At 63.0% G+C, this 16,652-nt stretch carries 17 protein-coding genes, 1 tRNA gene and 1 pseudogene; 4 read left to right on the top strand and 15 right to left on the bottom strand.

Annotated features, from left to right (window positions below):
• Positions 1-45: 45 nt before the first annotated feature.
• The 3 genes from IPK59_14690 to IPK59_14680 form a co-directional block, all read right to left on the bottom strand.
• Positions 46-186 (bottom strand): hypothetical protein, encoded by a 141-nt coding sequence (locus tag IPK59_14690; protein ID MBK8159952.1) that lies wholly within the window; start codon positions 184-186, stop codon positions 46-48.
• A gap of 250 nt (positions 187-436) precedes the next feature.
• Positions 437-2,086 (bottom strand): cache domain-containing protein, encoded by a 1,650-nt coding sequence (locus IPK59_14685; GenBank protein ID MBK8159951.1) that lies wholly within the window; start codon positions 2,084-2,086, stop codon positions 437-439.
• A 233-nt stretch (positions 2,087-2,319) separates the two neighbouring features.
• Positions 2,320-3,159, bottom strand: a complete 840-nt coding sequence (locus IPK59_14680) for a PAS domain-containing protein (protein ID MBK8159950.1) — start codon at positions 3,157-3,159, stop codon at positions 2,320-2,322.
• A 285-nt stretch (positions 3,160-3,444) separates the two neighbouring features.
• Between IPK59_14680 and IPK59_14675 the strand changes: the two genes are divergently transcribed.
• Both IPK59_14675 and IPK59_14670 read left to right on the top strand, forming a co-directional pair.
• Positions 3,445-3,942: an Hsp20 family protein gene (locus IPK59_14675; GenBank protein MBK8159949.1), complete on the top strand. Its 498-nt coding sequence runs from the start codon at positions 3,445-3,447 to the stop codon at positions 3,940-3,942.
• Between the two features lie 5 nt (positions 3,943-3,947).
• Complete coding sequence (locus IPK59_14670) at positions 3,948-4,181, top strand: DUF1150 family protein (GenBank protein ID MBK8159948.1); 234 nt, start codon at positions 3,948-3,950, stop codon at positions 4,179-4,181.
• Between the two features lie 58 nt (positions 4,182-4,239).
• On the opposite strand, the gene ptsN is transcribed toward IPK59_14670, so the two are convergent.
• The 9 genes and pseudogenes from ptsN to IPK59_14625 all read right to left on the bottom strand — a co-directional run bounded on the left by ptsN (position 4,240) and on the right by IPK59_14625 (position 11,962).
• A complete protein-coding gene (gene ptsN / locus IPK59_14665; GenBank protein ID MBK8159947.1) occupies positions 4,240-4,707 on the bottom strand; it encodes a PTS IIA-like nitrogen regulatory protein PtsN in 468 nt (155 codons plus the stop codon).
• 55 nt (positions 4,708-4,762) lie between these two features.
• Positions 4,763-5,358 (bottom strand): annotated as a pseudogene (raiA, locus tag IPK59_14660) (ribosome-associated translation inhibitor RaiA).
• Positions 5,359-5,734: 376 nt separating this feature from the next.
• Entirely contained in the window at positions 5,735-7,327 is a 1,593-nt protein-coding gene (gene rpoN / locus IPK59_14655; protein MBK8159946.1) for an RNA polymerase factor sigma-54, read from the bottom strand.
• A gap of 13 nt (positions 7,328-7,340) precedes the next feature.
• Positions 7,341-8,096: an LPS export ABC transporter ATP-binding protein gene (gene lptB / locus IPK59_14650; GenBank protein ID MBK8159945.1), complete on the bottom strand. Its 756-nt coding sequence runs from the start codon at positions 8,094-8,096 to the stop codon at positions 7,341-7,343.
• Between the two features lie 119 nt (positions 8,097-8,215).
• A complete protein-coding gene (locus tag IPK59_14645; GenBank protein ID MBK8159944.1) occupies positions 8,216-9,124 on the bottom strand; it encodes a hypothetical protein in 909 nt (302 codons plus the stop codon).
• Positions 9,121-9,801, bottom strand: coding sequence for an LPS export ABC transporter periplasmic protein LptC (gene lptC / locus IPK59_14640; GenBank protein ID MBK8159943.1), 681 nt, complete (start codon positions 9,799-9,801; stop codon positions 9,121-9,123). Before lptC ends, IPK59_14645 begins: the two co-directional genes overlap by 4 nt.
• A 6-nt stretch (positions 9,802-9,807) precedes the next feature.
• Positions 9,808-10,878, bottom strand: coding sequence for a KpsF/GutQ family sugar-phosphate isomerase (locus IPK59_14635; protein ID MBK8159942.1), 1,071 nt, complete (start codon positions 10,876-10,878; stop codon positions 9,808-9,810).
• Between the two features lie 225 nt (positions 10,879-11,103).
• A complete protein-coding gene (locus IPK59_14630; GenBank protein MBK8159941.1) occupies positions 11,104-11,727 on the bottom strand; it encodes a ribonuclease D in 624 nt (207 codons plus the stop codon).
• Between the two features lie 150 nt (positions 11,728-11,877).
• A tRNA-Leu gene (locus tag IPK59_14625) sits at positions 11,878-11,962 on the bottom strand.
• A 179-nt stretch (positions 11,963-12,141) separates the two neighbouring features.
• Here IPK59_14625 and IPK59_14620 point away from each other — a divergent pair.
• Both IPK59_14620 and IPK59_14615 read left to right on the top strand, forming a co-directional pair.
• Complete coding sequence (locus IPK59_14620) at positions 12,142-13,083, top strand: complex I NDUFA9 subunit family protein (protein ID MBK8159940.1); 942 nt, start codon at positions 12,142-12,144, stop codon at positions 13,081-13,083.
• Between the two features lie 26 nt (positions 13,084-13,109).
• Positions 13,110-13,844 carry a type 1 glutamine amidotransferase gene (locus IPK59_14615; protein ID MBK8159939.1) on the top strand — a complete coding sequence of 245 codons (735 nt, stop codon included), beginning with the start codon at positions 13,110-13,112 and terminating at the stop codon, positions 13,842-13,844.
• Here the strand turns inward: IPK59_14615 and IPK59_14610 are convergent.
• The 3 genes from IPK59_14610 to IPK59_14600 all read right to left on the bottom strand — a co-directional run bounded on the left by IPK59_14610 (position 13,813) and on the right by IPK59_14600 (position 16,458).
• A complete protein-coding gene (locus IPK59_14610) occupies positions 13,813-14,127 on the bottom strand; it encodes a hypothetical protein (protein ID MBK8159938.1) in 315 nt (104 codons plus the stop codon). The two genes, IPK59_14615 and IPK59_14610, sit on opposite strands and share 32 nt — an antisense overlap.
• A 19-nt stretch (positions 14,128-14,146) precedes the next feature.
• Positions 14,147-15,571 (bottom strand): DUF2029 domain-containing protein, encoded by a 1,425-nt coding sequence (locus tag IPK59_14605; protein ID MBK8159937.1) that lies wholly within the window; start codon positions 15,569-15,571, stop codon positions 14,147-14,149.
• Positions 15,572-15,639: 68 nt separating this feature from the next.
• The gene (locus IPK59_14600; protein MBK8159936.1) at positions 15,640-16,458 is read right to left on the bottom strand and encodes an undecaprenyl-diphosphate phosphatase; all 819 of its coding nucleotides are present in this window, start codon (positions 16,456-16,458) and stop codon (positions 15,640-15,642) included.
• Positions 16,459-16,652 lie beyond the last annotated feature (194 nt).

Below are 16,652 nucleotides of genomic sequence, written 5' to 3'. Positions count from 1 at the left end.
TGCGGGGGTTTTGTTTGGAGAAAGTGGGCGCTGTTCGCGCCCCTCTCACTTCTTCTTGCCGGAATAGCCCGAGGAAGCCGGGTTGGAGGTGGCCGACGCAAAACCGGTGCCGGCCGGTGCCGACTTCACCTTGTCCTGCTTCGGTTTCTTCTTTTCGCGATTGCTCTTCATTTGACCTTTAGCCACGGCACGTCTCCCTAGTTGAGTTTCTCCGATGCGCGGGCTTAAGCAGACGGACACCCGGCCAGGCCGGGCCGGCAGGATTGGCCGGCAAGATGGATGGGCACCGATGCGAGCGCGTTCGTACCATAGCGCAAGGGCGCGGGGCTGTAACCTGGACATTCCACGCCGCTCAGAGCCGCCGGCCGGCGCTGGCCTGGGCCTACCGGGCTGATCAGCGTCAGGCGGCGCACTGGGCGCCGCCTGAGGTGATGGATCAGGACGCGCGCACGCGTTCGACGAAGCGGCTGATCTCGGTGCGCATGACATCGGCCTGGCGCGAGAGATCGGAGGCAGCACCAAGCAGGCCTTCGGCAAGCCGGCCGGATTCAGTCAAGGCCTCGGACACGCCCGCGATATTCTGCGAGACATCGCGGGTAGCTGCCCCCTGCTGCTCCACCGCCGCCGCGATGGCGCTGGCGATCTGGTCGATTTCGGTGATGGTGTTGGTGATGCCGCGAATGGCGGTCACCGCCTCGCCGGTGGCCCCCTGGATGCTGCTGATCTGACCGGTGATCTCTTCGGTCGCCTGTGCCGTCTGGTTCGCGAGGTTCTTCACTTCGGAGGCAACCACCGCAAAGCCCTTGCCGGCATCACCGGCGCGGGCAGCCTCGATGGTGGCATTGAGTGCCAGCAGGTTGGTCTGGTTGGCAATGTCGCGGATGAGGTTGGCGACATCGCCGATCCGCTGGCTGGCCTGCGCCAGGCCATTGATGGTCTGATCGGTCTGCTTCGCTTCCGCCACGGCCTTCGAGGCGATATTGGTCGATTGAGTGACCTGCTGGCTGATCTCGCTGATCGAGGCGCTGAGCTCCTCGGTCGCTGCCGCCACCGATTGCACATTGCCGAAGGCCTGCTCCGAGGCGCTCGATACACGCGCTGCCTGGTTGGTGGTCTGGTCGGTGTTGCCAGCCATCGATTGGGCCGATGTCTGCAGCTCGACCGAGGCGGCTGATACCTGGCCCACGACATGCTGGACCGAGCTTTCGAAATTGTCGGCCAGATCGAGCATCGCCTGCCGCTTCTCGGCGCGGGCACGTTCATCCTGTGCGGCGCGTTCGAGCGCCAATTGATCCATCGCCAGGGCATTGTCCTTGAACACCGCAAGGGCCCGCGCAAGCGCGCCCATCTCGGCCTTGTTCTCGGTGCCTTCGATGGTGATGCTCTTGTCGCCGTCAGCGAGGCGCATCATGTTGCCGGTGGTGCGCGCCAAGGGCCGCGAGATGCTGCGGGCGATCAGGGCGCTGATGAGCGCTGTGAGCACCATGATGCCGATGATGATGGCACCCTGGGTCAGCATCTGGTCCATGAAGATCTTGTTCACGTCGTCGATATAAATGCCCGAGCCGATGATCCATCCCCAGGGCGCATAGCCTTTGACATAGGAGATTTTCGGGACCGGCTGCTCGGCGCCCGGCTGCGGCCACATATAATCGACAAAACCCGCACCCTGCGCTTTGACGACGGCCAGCATGTCCGAGAAGATGAATTTGCCGTTGGGATCCTTGAGCTCGGCCAGTGTTGGTTGGTCGAGGAGCTTCTTGGCAAAGGGATGCATCAGCATCCGCGGCGTCATATCGTTGATCCAGAAATATTCCTTCTCGTCGTAGCGCAACTGCTCGAGCGCAACCATCGCCTGTGACTTGGCCTGATCTTCCGTTAGTGTGCCTGCCTTGGCCAGCTCGCCGAAATAATTCACGACACCATGGGCGACCTCGACGACATGTTGTGTCTTGATCTTGCGATCCTCGAGCAGCGTCTGGCGCAGATTGAAGCCAGCGACGCCGCCGATGATGATCATGCCAACCATCGCGATGAGCACGACCATGGCGAGGCGCGTAGCAATGCGGAAGTCCTGAAAACGCATGGGGGCGGATCCTCACTGAACTGGGCTGCAGCGCAACGGTGCCGGTTCAAAGACCACACTTACGTTGCGCTCTTGTGCAGCAGCTTAGGAGCCATCCTCTAACGCTTCATTAAAGCCGTTTGACTATATTCGGCCGACTCTAGGCTTTTGATCCTTTTCTGGCTTTCCTTAGGACCAGGGCGTTGCGCTGGATCGCCGCAGGGTTGCCACGCGGCGCCCGGTAGCGCTCGACATCAGGCGAGGTCGGTGCGTGTCAGATCACCATAGTCTTCCGCGGCAAGGCAGCGGTCGATCACGCCGCCGGGCGTCGGTGCCAGAGGCCACACACCGGAAAACATGCGGTGGACGGCGCCGCGCGAGGTCGTGATGTCGACCTCCGAAAAAAGGGGCGCCCGGGAAGCGACCACGCGCGCAAAGGCCTCTTTGGCATTGGCCTGGCCGGCTGGGGAACTCCAGGGAACCTCTTCCAGAAAATGACCGGTGATTTCGCCACGGAATTCGACGATCAGCGTTCCCGCCAAGCGGTAGAATACGCGCAATGGATCATGTTCGATGCCGGCGACGATCAAATTCGGCAGCAATCCGCGCATCTCGGTCGGTTCAATGTCGGCCCATGCCGGCATCTCTTTCAGACCGCGCTTGGCCGTCCAATAGGCATGCAGCTCACTTATGATCGGAGAGGCAATGCGCGCAATGTCGGTCTCGCGGCGCAGTACCTGATGCTGCGTCTGCCCGTTCATGCGGCCCGATTGTGCATGCCCAAAAGCGTCATGGCACCAGGAGCAGAGCAGAAGAACGTCGATCACCGCGGACTGGTTGTTGAGAGCCGCGTAATTGAGCGCGCGACGGCCGTTCTTGTTCTCCGAGAAATCGATCCCTTCAATGTCCGCGCCGGCCGCCAGGGCGGCCTTGACACCGGCCACGTCACCCGTCTCCGCGGCGCGCCACAGATCCTTGGTGGCCTGGCTCGCCGGCTGGTCCGGAATCTCAAGACGACCGAGACCGGTGTTTGCGCCACCACTCGGTCCGGCGCAGGCCGTGAGCAGCAGCGACCCGGCACCGAGGACACTCACGGACAAGAAGCCGGTCAAAAGGCGGCGGCGTGTATTGCAAATCATCTGATTCCCCCGAATTTCATGTCCCCGTAATACTTTAGCGCTTGAAACCGCACACGCAAGTGGGTTCCGGCGCGAGCATGCCTTGATTTCTTAACCTAGATTACTATTTCTCTCTCTAAGGTGCCCTGTGCGGTGGAACACGACCATCCGGCGTGTTTGCCAATTGGGACCGGAGGACCGGCGCGCCGCTGGCGGGCGCCGGATGACCAGGGTTCAAGTGCTCGCTCGAAAGGAGGGGCCATGTCACGTTTGTCGCTCTTCAACAGCCCGCTCCTGCTGGGCTTCGACCATTTCGAGCGCACGCTCGACCGCGTCGCCAAGGCGGGTGCCGAAGGCTACCCACCCTATAACATCGAGCAGGTCAGCGATTATCGGCTGCGCATCACGCTCGCTGTCGCCGGCTTTGCCATCGAGGATCTCGAGATCCAGCTGGAAGACAACCAGCTCACCATCCGCGGCAAGCAGAAGGATGATCCGGCGCGGGTGTTCCTCTACCGTGGCATCGCTGCGCGGCAGTTCCAGCGCAGCTTCGTCCTTGCCGAGGGCATCGAAGTCGCCGGTGCCACGCTCGATAACGGCTTGCTCGCCATCGATCTCGATCGGCCACGGATCGAAACGCAGATTCGCACCGTACCGATCAAGCGGGCAGGCGCCGATGATATCGGCGACCGCAAGAGAGAAGGCCGTGTCGCTATTGACGGCAACAGTGCCGCCCAACGTGCGCCACGAGAGGAGTGACGATCATGACCAAGACTGAAACCAAGACAGATATCGAGTCGGCGCGCGAGATCACCCGCCAGCAGTTGCTGGCCCTTGGCCTCAACGACGTTGCCTATGTGCGGGATGTCGATGTAGACGGCGCCACCGCCTTCGGCATCTTCGCTGCCAACGGCCAACAGCTCGCCATCATGCCGGACCGCGAAGCAGCGATTGCCGCCGCCTGGGAAAATGGCCTGGCACCGGTGACCTTGCACTAAAGACGAACGCCCCGCGGATGCGGGGCGTTGTCAGGAACAGGCGAGATGGGCAGGCTGCTCAGGCGGCGTGTGAATGCGCCCCATCCGTCAACAGCGCATAGATCGCATCGGCCTGATCGGTGCCGCGCAGCTTTTCGCAGATCGCCCGGTCACGCAGCAGGCGCGAGACTCGCGCCAGAGCCTTCAGATGATCCGCACCGGCACCTTCCGGCGCCAGCAGCAGGAAAATGAGATCAACCGGCTGTTCGTCGATCGCATCGAAGTCGATCGGCGTTTCAAGCCTGCCAAAGAGGCCGAACATCTTCTTGGCCTCGGGCAACTTGCCATGCGGAATGGCGATGCCGTTGCCGACACCGGTGGTGCCGAGGCGCTCGCGCTCGAGCAACACGTCGAAGATGGCGCGCTCGTGCAGACCCGATAATTCGGCCGCCCGTCGCGCCATGTCCTGCAAAGCCTGTTTCTTGTTGCTGGCCTTCAATCGCGCCAAAACATGCGCTGGGCTTCCGAGCAGATCTTCAATTTCCATTTTTGCCTCTACACGCCGCCCGGGCGGAAACCCGGGGGCGTCGAAAGAAACGCGACTATTGGCGCGTGCCGGCCTCCAGACCAGGATCGACCCAGCCGATATTGCCGTCGTTGCGTCGGTAGACCATGTTGAGCCCGCCATGGGCTCTGTTCAGAAACATCATGGCCTGTTGATTGGCGAGATCGAGGCGCATGACAGCCTCGCCCACCGTGAGCATTGGAATGGTGGTCTGCATTTCTGCGACCACGACGGGATGCGCTTCACCATTGCCATGATCGACCTCGGGCTCTCGCCCTCGTCGGCCTCGGCAGCGAGCACGGTGTATTGCGAAACACGACGGTCTTCCGTCTCGGAGCGATGATGATCGCGCAGGCGTCGCTTGTACCGGCGCAGGCGCTTGGCCAGCGTTTCCGCAGCGAGGTCGTAGGCGGAATTCGCCTGATCGGCTTCGCCTTCCGATTGCAGCAAGATGCCGCGACCGACATGGACGGAGATCTGCGCGGTAAAGATGTTCGCCTGCTTGGACATCGTGACGTTGGCTTCGATCGGATTCGAGAAATACTTCCCGAAGATATGATCGAGGCTTTCGGAGGCGCGCGTCTTCAGCGCATCGCCAACATCGATGTTCTTACCTTTGACGGTCAGGTTCATGAGCGTGTTCCTGCAAACGTGGTGCGACGATCGGGATTTATCTCGCCGTCGAACCCATCGACACTTCAGCCGGTCATTTCAGCGCCCGCGTAACAAGACGCGCGCGCAATGCCAACCAACGGAAATCCTGGACCCCGGGACCGAGGAACTTCCCTCAGAAGCGTCACGCCGCCGGTCTCCATGGAGGATCCGGCGGCGCGGCAGGGACCATAGCGACCTTCTTGGCGATGTCAACGCCCCAACGGCGGGGGTCAAGGATCGGCAGTCAGAGCCTTATCCTTCTGGCGTTAACACCTCCTATACACTGCTGGGCGTTAAGGAATCGCTGCGACGGGCACGCCGTCCAAAATCCCCACTTAAGATGATGTGGCCCCTCTCAGGCGGAACGCAAGGCTTTCTCGCGACGGCGCTGCACAGATGATGATATTTTCAATGATTCTCGATACTTGGCGACTGTACGACGGGCTATATCGACACCTTGTCCCTGCAGAATGGTGACAAGCCTGTCATCGGACAGGATATCGGCTGCACCTTCCGCGTCGATCAGTTCCTTGATGCGCTGGCGCACCGCTTCGGCCGAATGCGCCGCCTGCCCGTCGGACCCCTGTATGGCGGCGGTGAAGAAGTACCGGAGCTCGAACACACCGCGCTGTGTCGCCATGAATTTGTTGGTGGTAACACGGCTCACCGTACTCTCATGCATGCCGATGGCGTCCGCGATATCGCGCCGGATCAGCGGTTTGAGATGCTGCACGCCGTGCAGAAAAAACTCTTCCTGCTGCCGCACGATTTCAGTGGCGACCTTGAGGATCGTGGTGGCGCGCTGGTGCAACGTCTTCACCAGCCAGTTCGCGGTGGCGAGCCGTTCGTTGAGATAATCCTTCTCAGCCTTGTTGTGCGTCTTTGGCAGAATGCGCGCATGGTATTGCTGGTTGACCAGCAGGCGCGGCAATTGTTCGCTGTTGAGTTCGATCGACCAGGAGCCATCCTGGCGCCGCCAGACCATGATGTCCGGCACCACGGCCTGCACATCGGCCTGCTCGAAACTGGCGCCGGGCTTCGGGTTCAAGGCGCGGATCTCAGCCACCATGTCGGCGAGATCCTCGGCATCGATGCCGCACAGCTTCATCAACTGATGCCGATCATGCTTGGCCAGTAGCTCAAGATTGTCGAGCAACGCCTGCATCGCCGGATCGAGACGGTTCCGCTCCTTCAGCTGCAGCGCCAGGCATTCGGCAAGATTGCGCGCGAATACGCCGCAAGGGTCGAATTGCTGCACGCGCGCCAGCACCGCTTCGACCTGCGCCAGGGTGCAGCCGAGCCGCTCGGCCAACTGGGCGAGATCGCCGGTGACATAGCCCGCCTCGTCGACGAGATCGATCAGCTGCAGGCCGATCATCCGCTCTGTCGGATCCTGGATGTCGAGATAGAGCTGGCGTTCGAGATGTTCGCGCAGCGTCTCCGGCTTGCTCAGCGTCTGCTCCAGGCCGAATTCCGAATCGGAGAAATCGCTGCGGCCGCCGCCGGAGCCGGTGCCGGACCAGTTGTCGGCAAAGCCTGATTCCTGGCTGACGGCACCCTCGCCCACGGCGCGCTCGGCGCGCGTGTCCTCGGCGGTGTTGTAGAGATTGTCATAGTCGGTATCGAGCGGCGAGCGCCGGTCATCGCCCAGGGTCTCGGTCTGGACATATTCGCTGCTGTCCATGACGCGGTCAGGGCCGGGTGCCTCGATGGGATCGCTGGTCATCGCTTCAAGGCTGGCGAGACGCCCGCCTTCCTCGCCGGCGTCGCCCGCGATGGCGCGTTCGTCCTCGCCGCGTTCCAGCAGCGGGTTCTGCTCGAGCTCCTGCTCGACATAGGCCGCGAGCTCCTGGTTGGAAAGCTCAAGGAGCTTGATCGCCTGCTGAAGCTGCGGCGTCATCACCAGGCTCTGGGCCTGGCGCAAATCCATGCGCTGCGTTATCGCCATGACAACAAGCGTACTACAGGGAGAATCTTTCTCCAAGGTAAACGCGGCGGACATTCGGGTCCGACACGATGTCGGCCGGGCTGCCTTCGCGCAGGACCTCGCCTTCGTGGAGGATATAGGCCCGGTCGACGATCTCCAGCGTGTCGCGGACATTGTGATCGGTAATCAGCACGCCGATGCCGCGATCCTTCAAATGCGAAATGATGTCACGGATATCGTTGACGGCGATGGGATCGATGCCGGCCAGCGGCTCATCGAGCAGGATGTAGCTGGGCCTGGTCGCGAGCGCCCGGGCGATTTCCACCCGGCGGCGCTCGCCGCCGGACAGCGCCATCGCCGGCACCTTGCGAAGATGGGCGATCGAAAAATCGCCCAGCAACGCATCGAGCCGGGTCGTCCTTGAGGCCGCATCGTTGTCGACCACCTCAAGCACGGCCATGATATTGTCTTCGACCGACATGCCGCGAAAGATCGACGCTTCCTGGGGCAGATAGCCGATACCGCCGCGGGCGCGCTCGAACATCGGCTGATCGGTCACCTCGCTGCCATCGAGATAGATGGCCCCGGCATCCGCCTTGATGAGGCCGGTGATGATGTAGAAACAGGTGGTCTTGCCGGCACCGTTGGGGCCCAGCAGGCCGACCGCCTCGCCGCGCTGGACGCCGATGGAAACATCGCGCAACACAGGCTTCTTCTTGTACTGTTTGCCGAGATGATAGGCGCACAGGCCCTCGACCCCGGCGGGATCGACCGCGACGCCATTGACCATGAACGAGGCCTGACCGTTCACCCGACCCTCTTTCTCGCGCGTTTCCCTATCGGCCGCTGATGGCTGATCGGCAGCGGCCGGCTGTTCGTCCGCCTGCTGGGCGTTATCGGCACCGTCAATCATTGTGTCGCATTACCCGACGGGTTGCCGCTGCTCGATTTCGGCTTGATGAGCGTGTGCACCCGGTTCGAGGACCCACCGCCCAGGATGCGGCTGATCTTGCGCTTGTTGTCGATCTCGGCGCGCTGGCCGGAATATTCATTGCCGCCGTCGATGATGCGCACGTCGCCGGTCATGAGCGCGATGTCAGTCTCCGGGTTGAAGGCAAAATGCTTGGAATAGATGGTCTGGGTGCCGTTGATGACCTTGACCTTGCCGTCGGCTTCGATCTGGCTGAGCTTGCTCTTGCCTTCCGCATCGTCGGCGAAATAAAGCGTCGCCACATCGCCGTTGATCCGCGTGTCCTCGCGTACCACCACGGCATTGCCGCGCGCCGTGATGGCATTGCGCCCGGTCCAGTATTCGATGCGGTCGCGCGCTGTCACGGTATCGCTGTCGCTGACGATCCTGAGATTGCTGCCGGTCAGGAGCAGCAGCTTTTCGGTGGCGTTGTACTCGCCCTGGTCGCCATAGCCCACGGAACTGCCGGAGATCACCTTGACGTTGCCGGTGGCGACGATGCGGTCGAAGGAGCCCTCATCGCCGCTGGTGTAGAATACCAGCGTGTCGGCGGCGATCGATGAATCGCCCTGCTTGGCGACCGCATTGCCGCGCGCCGTATAGGTCTTTTCCTTGCTGCGCCATTCGATGCCCTGATCGGCGCCAAGTTCAAAGGGTTGGGTCTCGTCACCAAAATCCATGCCGGAGCCGCCGCTGGCACCCGCATCAACCGCGACCGCATCGGGCGTCGCCTCTTGCGCCACGCCAGGCCATGCCGCCAGCAGGAGCGGCAGCGCGATGGCGCCAGCCCAAAGCCAGTTCTTCCTGCGCCAGGCGGTCTCCGCCACAGCGATTGCAAGCCCCCTCATCCACCGGTCCCCTTTTGCTTGGGCAGGATCTTGAGATGCGCCCGGCCTTTGAAAAGAACGGTCGCACCATCATCGAGCATTTCGAAACCTTCCGCCGACAATTCGCGCCGGTCGTCGCTGCCGGTGACCGGCGCCGTGCCCGAGGCGGTGTTGGCCTGCAGATCCATCGCGGCCTGCTCGGTCGTGAAGGTCAGGCCGTTATCGTGATAGACCGTCACCGCGCCGGTGAGGTCGACGCGGTCGAGCTTCCGGTCATAGCGACCATGTTCCGCCGTGATCGCGATCCAGGTGATCTCGGACAGTTCGATTTCGGCCTGCGGCTCTTCAAGGTCGATGAGATCCTTGTTGCCCGTCGTCTCGGCTGCCGACAGCGCCGTCACGGTGAAGGGTCGATCTGACTTGCTCATGCCTTCGAAGGCGATGCCGCTCACCTTCATGCCGGCATCGAGCTTGGGCATGTCCGTGTCCACCGGAATGGTCACGACCGTGTCGGACTGCCTGTCATAGGAGCTGTAGGTGAGATAGCCGATGATGCCGATGGCAAGGATCGGCAAGCTGATCTTCAGCCACAGCAGGCGGTCGCGCTTGCGATTGAAGATCGCCCGCGGGCCGGATATGGCCGGTCCCGCCAGATCCTTGGGCGCCCGCAGCTTGTCCATGAAATCGCGCATCGCCATGATTGCTTATGCCACCCCGGCGCGCAGGCAATCATGCAGGCGGATGATGCCGACCGGCTTCTCGTCATCGATGACGAACAGGGTCGTGATCTGCCGCTCGTTCATGATGCGCACCGCTTCGGCCGCGAGCGCCTGGGTGCCAATGGTGAGGGGCTTGGGCGTCATCACGGCACCCACTTGCTGCGCCACGAGGTCGGCGCCCATATGCCGGCGCAAATCGCCATCGGTAACGATGCCGACCAGCCGGCCCAGCGCGTCCGTCGCGCCCACGCAGCCGAAGGTCTTGCTCGACATTTCGATGAGCGCCTGCGACATCAGCGCCGCCTTGTCGATCAGCGGCACTTCGTGGCCGCGATGCATGAGGTCGGCGACCCGCAACAGGCGCTGGCCCAGTTTGCCGCCCGGATGCAATTGGTGAAAATCCTCGGCCGAGAAGCCCTTGCGCTCAAGAAGGCCCAGGGCCAGCGCGTCGCCCAGGGCCAGCATCATCGTCGTGGACGAGGTTGGCGCAAGGCCGAGCGCCCCGGCTTCGCCCGTCGGCGGCAGGGCCAGGGTGACATCCGCGGCGTTGCCCAGCGTGCTGTTGCCGCGACTGGTAATGCCGATCAACGGGATACGCCAACGGCGCGAATAGGCGATGAGGTCGTTGAGTTCCGCCGTCTCACCGGAATTCGAGAGCGCCAGCACCGCATCGGCGGAGGTGATCATGCCCATATCGCCATGGCTGGCTTCCGCCGGATGGACGAACTGGGCCGGCGTGCCGGTCGAGGCCATGGTGGCGGCGATCTTGCGGGCGATGTGACCGGACTTGCCCATGCCGGTGACGATGACCCGCCCAGTGGCGCCGTGCAGCAGATCGAGCGCGCGGTCGACCAGCAGGCGTCCATCGGCTGCTTCGAAAGTCGCAAGCAGTTGCGAAAGCGCGTCGGCTTCCTCATGGAGGACGGAAAGGGCAGCCCTCAGACCCCGGGCGGACCGATCGGCAGGGGCGCCGCTGCCGGGCTGTGCCGAGGCGCCGCCGGACGGGTTGGCCCCGCGCAACGCATCCCCAGACTTCGTGGCGCTCGCTTGGCTCATTCTCGGCACCGAGGCAAATCCCAGAAGGTCAAATCCAGTGGGTCAAATTTCAGTAAAATCGCTGGCTGGCATCAAACTACCGCCATTTCCGGGGCGAATCCACCAGCAGCGCGCACCCACCCCCTAACTAGGGTCAGCCAACCGCGCTGTCAAGGAAAAGCCCCCATATGGGACAATGGCTTAGCTGTTAAACCGGCAAATCGCCGCGGCGCGCCCCGCGGCCCCTCAATGGGCGAAGATGTCGGGCTCGTCATAGCCCAGCAAATCGACGCGCGCACGGGCTGGCAGGAAGTCGAAACAGGCGCGCGCCAGCTCCGTGCGGCCCTCGCGGACCAGGATCTCGTCGAACTTCTCCTTCAGGCGATGGAGATGGAGGACGTCGGAAGCGGCATATTTCAGCTGCTCCTCGGTCAGTTGCGGGGCGCCCCAATCGGAACTCTGCTGCTGTTTCGAGATTTCAACGCCCAGCAACTCCTTGCACAGATCCTTCAGACCATGCCGGTCGGTGAAGGTCCGCGTCATCTTGGCGGCGATCTTGGTGCAATAGACCGGGCGGCAGTCGATGCCGAGATAGTGCCACAGCACCCCAAGGTCGAAGCGCGCGAAATGGAACAGTTTGACGACCGCCGGGTCTTCCAGCAGCGCCTTGAGGCGCGGGGCGCGGTGCGGCTTGTCCGGGCGGCAGAGCGGGATCTGGACCAGATGGCAGATGCCGTTCCCCGACGACAATTGCACCAGGCAAAGACGGTCGCGATGGGCATTGAGGCCCATGGTTTCAGTATCGATGGCGACAGAGGCGCCGAAGTCGAGGCCCTCCGGCAAATCGCCCTGATGGAGATGGATGCTCATATCGCCTCCCAACCTGATGATCCTTGGGCCCTTACGGGGCCAAGGCTTCGGCTGCTCCCGCCGATGGTAGGGGGCTGCAAACCCCGCCCACCGTTTTCAACGGGGCTTCGCCCCTATGGGAGAGAAGCCCCCCAACATGAAGCTGGAGAATGGTGCCCAGGAGAAGACTCGAACTTCCACGGGTTGCCCCACAGATACCTGAAACCTGCGCGTCTACCAATTCCGCCACCTGGGCAGGGGGCCGAAAGCCCGCGCATTCTCGTCAGGCGCGACTGAATGTCAACCCTGATTTGGGACTTTTTCCAAGTATTTACGATCCAAGGCGCGATGCGTGAATACATTGCCAAATCAGCCCCGATATCCGTATTTTAAGGCTTCTTTCCGGCAGATCACGACGTGAATAAGGATGAGATCATGGCTCGCGGCTTGGTGACCGTGTTCGGCGGTTCGGGCTTCATCGGACGCTATGTGGTGCAGCGCCTGGCGCGCGCCGGCTGGCAGGTGCGGGTGGCGGTACGGAGGCCCGACGAGGCGCTGTTCCTCAAGACGGCCGGCGATGTCGGCCAGGTAACGCCGGTCGCCGCCAACATCCGCGACGACCGTTCCGTGGCGGCCGCCGTCGCCGGGGCCGATGCCGTCGTCAATCTGGTGGGCATTCTCTATCAATCCGGCCGGCAGAAATTCGACACGGTGCAGGCCAAGGGTGCCGCCCGCGTCGCCGCCGCCGCCAGGGCTGCGGGTGCCACACGCTTCGTCCAGATCTCGGCCATCGGCGCCGATGCCACCTCTGATTCCCTTTATGCCCGCTCGAAGGCCGAAGGGGAGCAGGCGGTGAAGCTCGCCTTCCCCGGCGCCACCATCCTGCGCCCCTCGATCGTGTTCGGGCCGGAAGATGATTTCTTCAACCGCTTCGCCCGCATGGCCATGCTGTCCCCCGCCCTGCCGCTCATCGGCGGTGGCCACACCAGGTTCCAGCCGGTCTATGTCGCCGACGTGGCGGCCGCGGTGGAACGGGTGCTTGAGGATGACGGCACCAGCGGCAAGACCTACGAACTCGGCGGCGCCCGCGCCTATACCTTCCGCGATCTCCTCGGCATGATGCTGAAGGAGATCGGCCGCTGCCGCCTGCTGGTGCCGCTGCCTTTCCCGCTTGCCATGCTGAAGGCGAGCTTCCTGCAATTGCTGCCGATGCCGCTCCTCACCGTCGACCAGGTCCGCCTGCTGAAGAAGGACAATGTCGTTACGGCCGGCGCGTTGGGCTTCAAGGAGCTGGGCCTCACACCCACAGCCCTCGAAGCGGTGCTGCCGACCTATCTCGATAAGTATCGTCCGCTCGGCTATTACAACCGGGCCTGATCCAAGGCACGCTAGGGAGGCCTCGCATGCGGTTCCTGGTGTTCCAGCACATCGCCTGCGAGCATCCCGGCATCTTCCGCGATTTCTTCAAGGCGGACGGCATCGCTTGCGACGCCATTGAACTCGATGAAGGCGAGGCCATCCCCGCGCTCGACGGCTATGACGCGCTCTGGGTCATGGGCGGGCCGATGGATGTGTGGGAAGAAGACCAGCATCCCTGGCTGATTCCGGAAAAGGCCGCCATCCGCGAAGCTGTGCTCGACCGGCGAATGCCCTATATGGGCCTGTGCCTCGGCCATCAATTGCTGGGATCGGCCTTGGGTGTCGCGGTCGGCAAGATGTCAGCCCCCGAGGTTGGCCTGCTTGATGTCGAGCTCACCCCGGCGGGATTGGCCGATCCGCTGATGGCGGGATTGCCGGCGCGGCAAAAGGCCCTGCAATGGCACGGCGCCGAGGTGAAATCCCTGCCCAGGGATGCGGTGCTGCTCGCCTCTTCGCCGCTCTGCCCCATCCAGGCGATGCGCGTCGGCCCGCATGCCTATGGCCTCCAATATCATGTCGAGCTTACCAGCCGCACCGTGCCCGAATGGGGCGACGTGCCGGCCTATGCCTGCGCGCTCGATGACACGCTGGGCAAAGGCGCCCTGCCGCGCCTGCGCGATGATGCGGCCAAGCTGATGCCGGACTTCAACCGCGCAGCGAAGGGGCTCTACGACAACTGGATGGGCCTCATTCGCGACGCGAAGCGCGCTGCACAATAGCTCCTGTCCGGGTGCCGCCGCCCAGTCGCGAGAATCCGGTCGCAGCACCTGCGGAAACCACGTTTGTCAGCAGAAGTTCGGGCATGTGGGTATTGTCAGCATGTCCGCTGTCGCCACCGGACCGGCGCCCCATGAACCGCCACATCGTAAACCCGAAAAGCGGACCGCCAAGAAGAACATTGATTGCTGCAATCACTGCCGCGTTCTCAAACGTCAGCGGTTGGCCATCATAAATCTTCCAAAGCAAGGTAAAGAGTGCGGTCCCGGTGCCCCAGCCGAGCATTCCTCGGCTGACGATCCAATCAAGCTTTCCAAAAGGCGGAAATCCACGGCGCCCAGCGGCCGCTACAGATTGCTTTTCCATCGACCCCACCGAAACATGATCCCACGCAGAGTGATCTTTTCGGTCGCATCATGTCGTGAACATCTATTTCGAGCAATACCAATCGGACGCCGCCACCGGACCTTGGGGATCCGGCTGCGACGCCCGAGGCAGCCGCCCTGGCACAGGGGACGGCCGGCCGGAATCGGCTGCCGGATCGTCTGTCGCGGTCGCCCTGCTTTTGGTTCGAAACTATTTCTGGGCAGCCTGTCGGCGCCAGATCGCCCAGATCAGCAGCAAGGCAAGGGCTGTCAGCAGGAACGGCGCCAGGATGATGCGGCCCTGATGCAAGGGGATCATCGCCCAGGGCAGGATCCACGCGAAGATCAGCAGGAGCCTGCGCAACGGTCCGGGCATGACACCCAGAATTTTCCGGATCGCGCCAGCACCACAGGATCACCGGCGCCACGATGACGAGGTCGTAATTATGGATGTAGGGTGTCGCCAGCACGCTCACCAGCAGCAGCAGCGCAAGACGCGCTCGGTCGTGGCTCAGCGGCTGCGGTGAATTGCGACTAGGCCAGAAGAGCCACAGCCACAATCCCACGAGTACCAGCGAGATTGCCGACTGAATAGCAAACGCGACCTGTGTCGGCACCTGCAGCAACTGGAGCGCGCTCGCCCAGTTCGGTCGCATGACGCTGGCGGCCGGCAGGTCGCCCGACATCATCACCTCGCGCATGGCGGGCGTAGTCACGTCGATGAAACCCCGCCAAGGTGACCAGCCCAGCAACAGCACGGTGAGCGCCACGAGTGCAGCCGTCGTGAGCGCCGCCACAACGATGATGGTGAAGTTCCTCCGCAGCAGCAGCACGATCGGAATGAGCAGGCCGAATTGCGGCTTGACGGTGAGGAGTGCCGCCGACACGCCCGCCACGATCGGCTGCCGGCCGATAAAGCCCAGCGCCCCCATCAGCAGCCCGGCGGTGAGCGCGCCCGTCTGCCCGACGACGATGTTCATGGCGAGGGCCGGTGATGTGGCCAGCAGCAGCAGCTCAGGACCGCGAAAGCCGATGGCACGCGCGCCCCACAGGAAGATGAGCGTCGTGATCGCGCACCAGAGAATATAGGCCGGCACATAGCCGAGCCCGCCCAGCGGCATGATCAGCGGCAGAAGATGCGGTGGATAGGACCACATATGGCCCGGGAAGCCGGCGCCGAACTCGCTCTGCAGCAAGGCGTCATAGGCGGCGAAATCGAACAGGGCCGTGACGTCGCCACTGAGCGCCAGGCGCGCGCCGGTCCAGGTGTTGACAAAGTCGAGGCCGATCACATGGCCGCGAAAGCCGAGGTCGCCGGTGATGGCGGCGTGCACCCACTGCGCCACGACCGCGAGCATGACCATGACATTTGCGAAGATGAGGGGGCCGGTTCCGATCCGGCCCTTGAGTGGCGACGGAGATTGATCCGCCGTCAGAGGCATTCGCCCGACCAGCCGGTATAGATGCCATAGAGCAGCACGCAGCCGAGAATGATCCGGTAGATCACGACGGGCGCGAAGCTTGCGCGGCGCAGCCAGTACATCATGAAGGCGATGGCGAAGAAGCCGGTGACGGCGGAGAAGGCCACCATCATCAGGGCGCGTTCCACATCGGCATAATCGCCCGACTGGTAGAGCTGGATGCTCTTCCAGATCCCGGCCGCGGCAATGGTCGGGATCGACAGCAGGAAGGAGAAGCGCGCCGCTTCCTGGCGCTCATAGCCGAGCAACCGCGCCATGGTCATGGTGATGCCGGACCGGCTGGTGCCGGGAATGAAGGCGAGGCATTGGAAGAAGCCGATGGCCAGCGCGGAACCGGCGGTCATGTGCTCGATGCGCCGCACGGTGAGGCCCATGCGATCGGCGACATAGAGCAGGATGCCGAAGCCGATGAGGGTTCCAGCAATGATGCGGTAATCGCGCAGGGCGTCGCCCGCCCAGCGGTCCAGCATGAAGCCGATCGCCAGCGCCGGCACCGAGGCCACCAGCAGCAGCCAGATCAGCCGCGCCCGGTTGTCGCGCTTGCCCTGCGCGATCTTCACCAGGCCGCCCGTCATGTTGGCGACGTCGCGCCAGAAATAGGCCAGCACGGCAAGCAGGGTCCCGACATGGGCCGCCACATCCAGGGTCAGGCCCTGATCCGTCCAGCAGAACAATTTCGGCACCAGGATGAGGTGGCCGGAGGAGGAAATGGGCAGGAATTCGGTGATGCCTTGCACCACCGCCAGGACCAGGATGTCGATATTGGGCACGCTACAGCAATCCCCACCGGGCGGGCGTCGGGACGGTCAATCGCCCCACGCGCCGCTTTGCTTGCAAGACTATCAGCAGAATCAGTGCGTTGGCTTATAGCACGTGACCCGAATCCTGCCGATTGGATAATTAGTCCCTTTTCGGCACTATTTCTTCGAGGCGTCCCCGGAGAATGCTCGGACGACCCTTGAAT

The organism is Rhodospirillaceae bacterium (assembly GCA_016712715.1).
Taxonomy (GTDB): domain Bacteria; phylum Pseudomonadota; class Alphaproteobacteria; order Dongiales; family Dongiaceae; genus Dongia.
The sequence above is the reverse complement of the archived record's forward strand: the minus strand, read 5'-3'. Positions and strand labels throughout refer to the sequence as shown.

Excerpts from the sequence above, each read along its gene's own strand:
- IPK59_14645 (MBK8159944.1), bottom strand. The coding sequence starts at position 9,124 with ATGAGGGGGCTTGCAATCGCTGTGGCGGAGACCGCCTGGCGCAGGAAG.
- IPK59_14615 (MBK8159939.1), top strand. The coding sequence starts at position 13,110 with ATGCGGTTCCTGGTGTTCCAGCACATCGCCTGCGAGCATCCCGGCATC.
- IPK59_14605 (MBK8159937.1), bottom strand. The coding sequence starts at position 15,571 with ATGGTCATGCTCGCGGTCGTGGCGCAGTGGGTGCACGCCGCCATCACC.
- IPK59_14670 (MBK8159948.1), top strand. The coding sequence starts at position 3,948 with ATGACCAAGACTGAAACCAAGACAGATATCGAGTCGGCGCGCGAGATC.
- ptsN (MBK8159947.1), bottom strand. The coding sequence starts at position 4,707 with ATGGAAATTGAAGATCTGCTCGGAAGCCCAGCGCATGTTTTGGCGCGA.
- IPK59_14610 (MBK8159938.1), bottom strand. The coding sequence starts at position 14,127 with ATGCTCGGCTGGGGCACCGGGACCGCACTCTTTACCTTGCTTTGGAAG.
- lptB (MBK8159945.1), bottom strand. The coding sequence starts at position 8,096 with ATGGTCAATGGCGTCGCGGTCGATCCCGCCGGGGTCGAGGGCCTGTGC.
- lptC (MBK8159943.1), bottom strand. The coding sequence starts at position 9,801 with ATGGCGATGCGCGATTTCATGGACAAGCTGCGGGCGCCCAAGGATCTG.
- IPK59_14635 (MBK8159942.1), bottom strand. The coding sequence starts at position 10,878 with ATGAGCCAAGCGAGCGCCACGAAGTCTGGGGATGCGTTGCGCGGGGCC.
- IPK59_14685 (MBK8159951.1), bottom strand. The coding sequence starts at position 2,086 with ATGCGTTTTCAGGACTTCCGCATTGCTACGCGCCTCGCCATGGTCGTG.
- rpoN (MBK8159946.1), bottom strand. The coding sequence starts at position 7,327 with ATGGCGATAACGCAGCGCATGGATTTGCGCCAGGCCCAGAGCCTGGTG.
- IPK59_14620 (MBK8159940.1), top strand. The coding sequence starts at position 12,142 with ATGGCTCGCGGCTTGGTGACCGTGTTCGGCGGTTCGGGCTTCATCGGA.
- IPK59_14675 (MBK8159949.1), top strand. The coding sequence starts at position 3,445 with ATGTCACGTTTGTCGCTCTTCAACAGCCCGCTCCTGCTGGGCTTCGAC.
- IPK59_14630 (MBK8159941.1), bottom strand. The coding sequence starts at position 11,727 with ATGAGCATCCATCTCCATCAGGGCGATTTGCCGGAGGGCCTCGACTTC.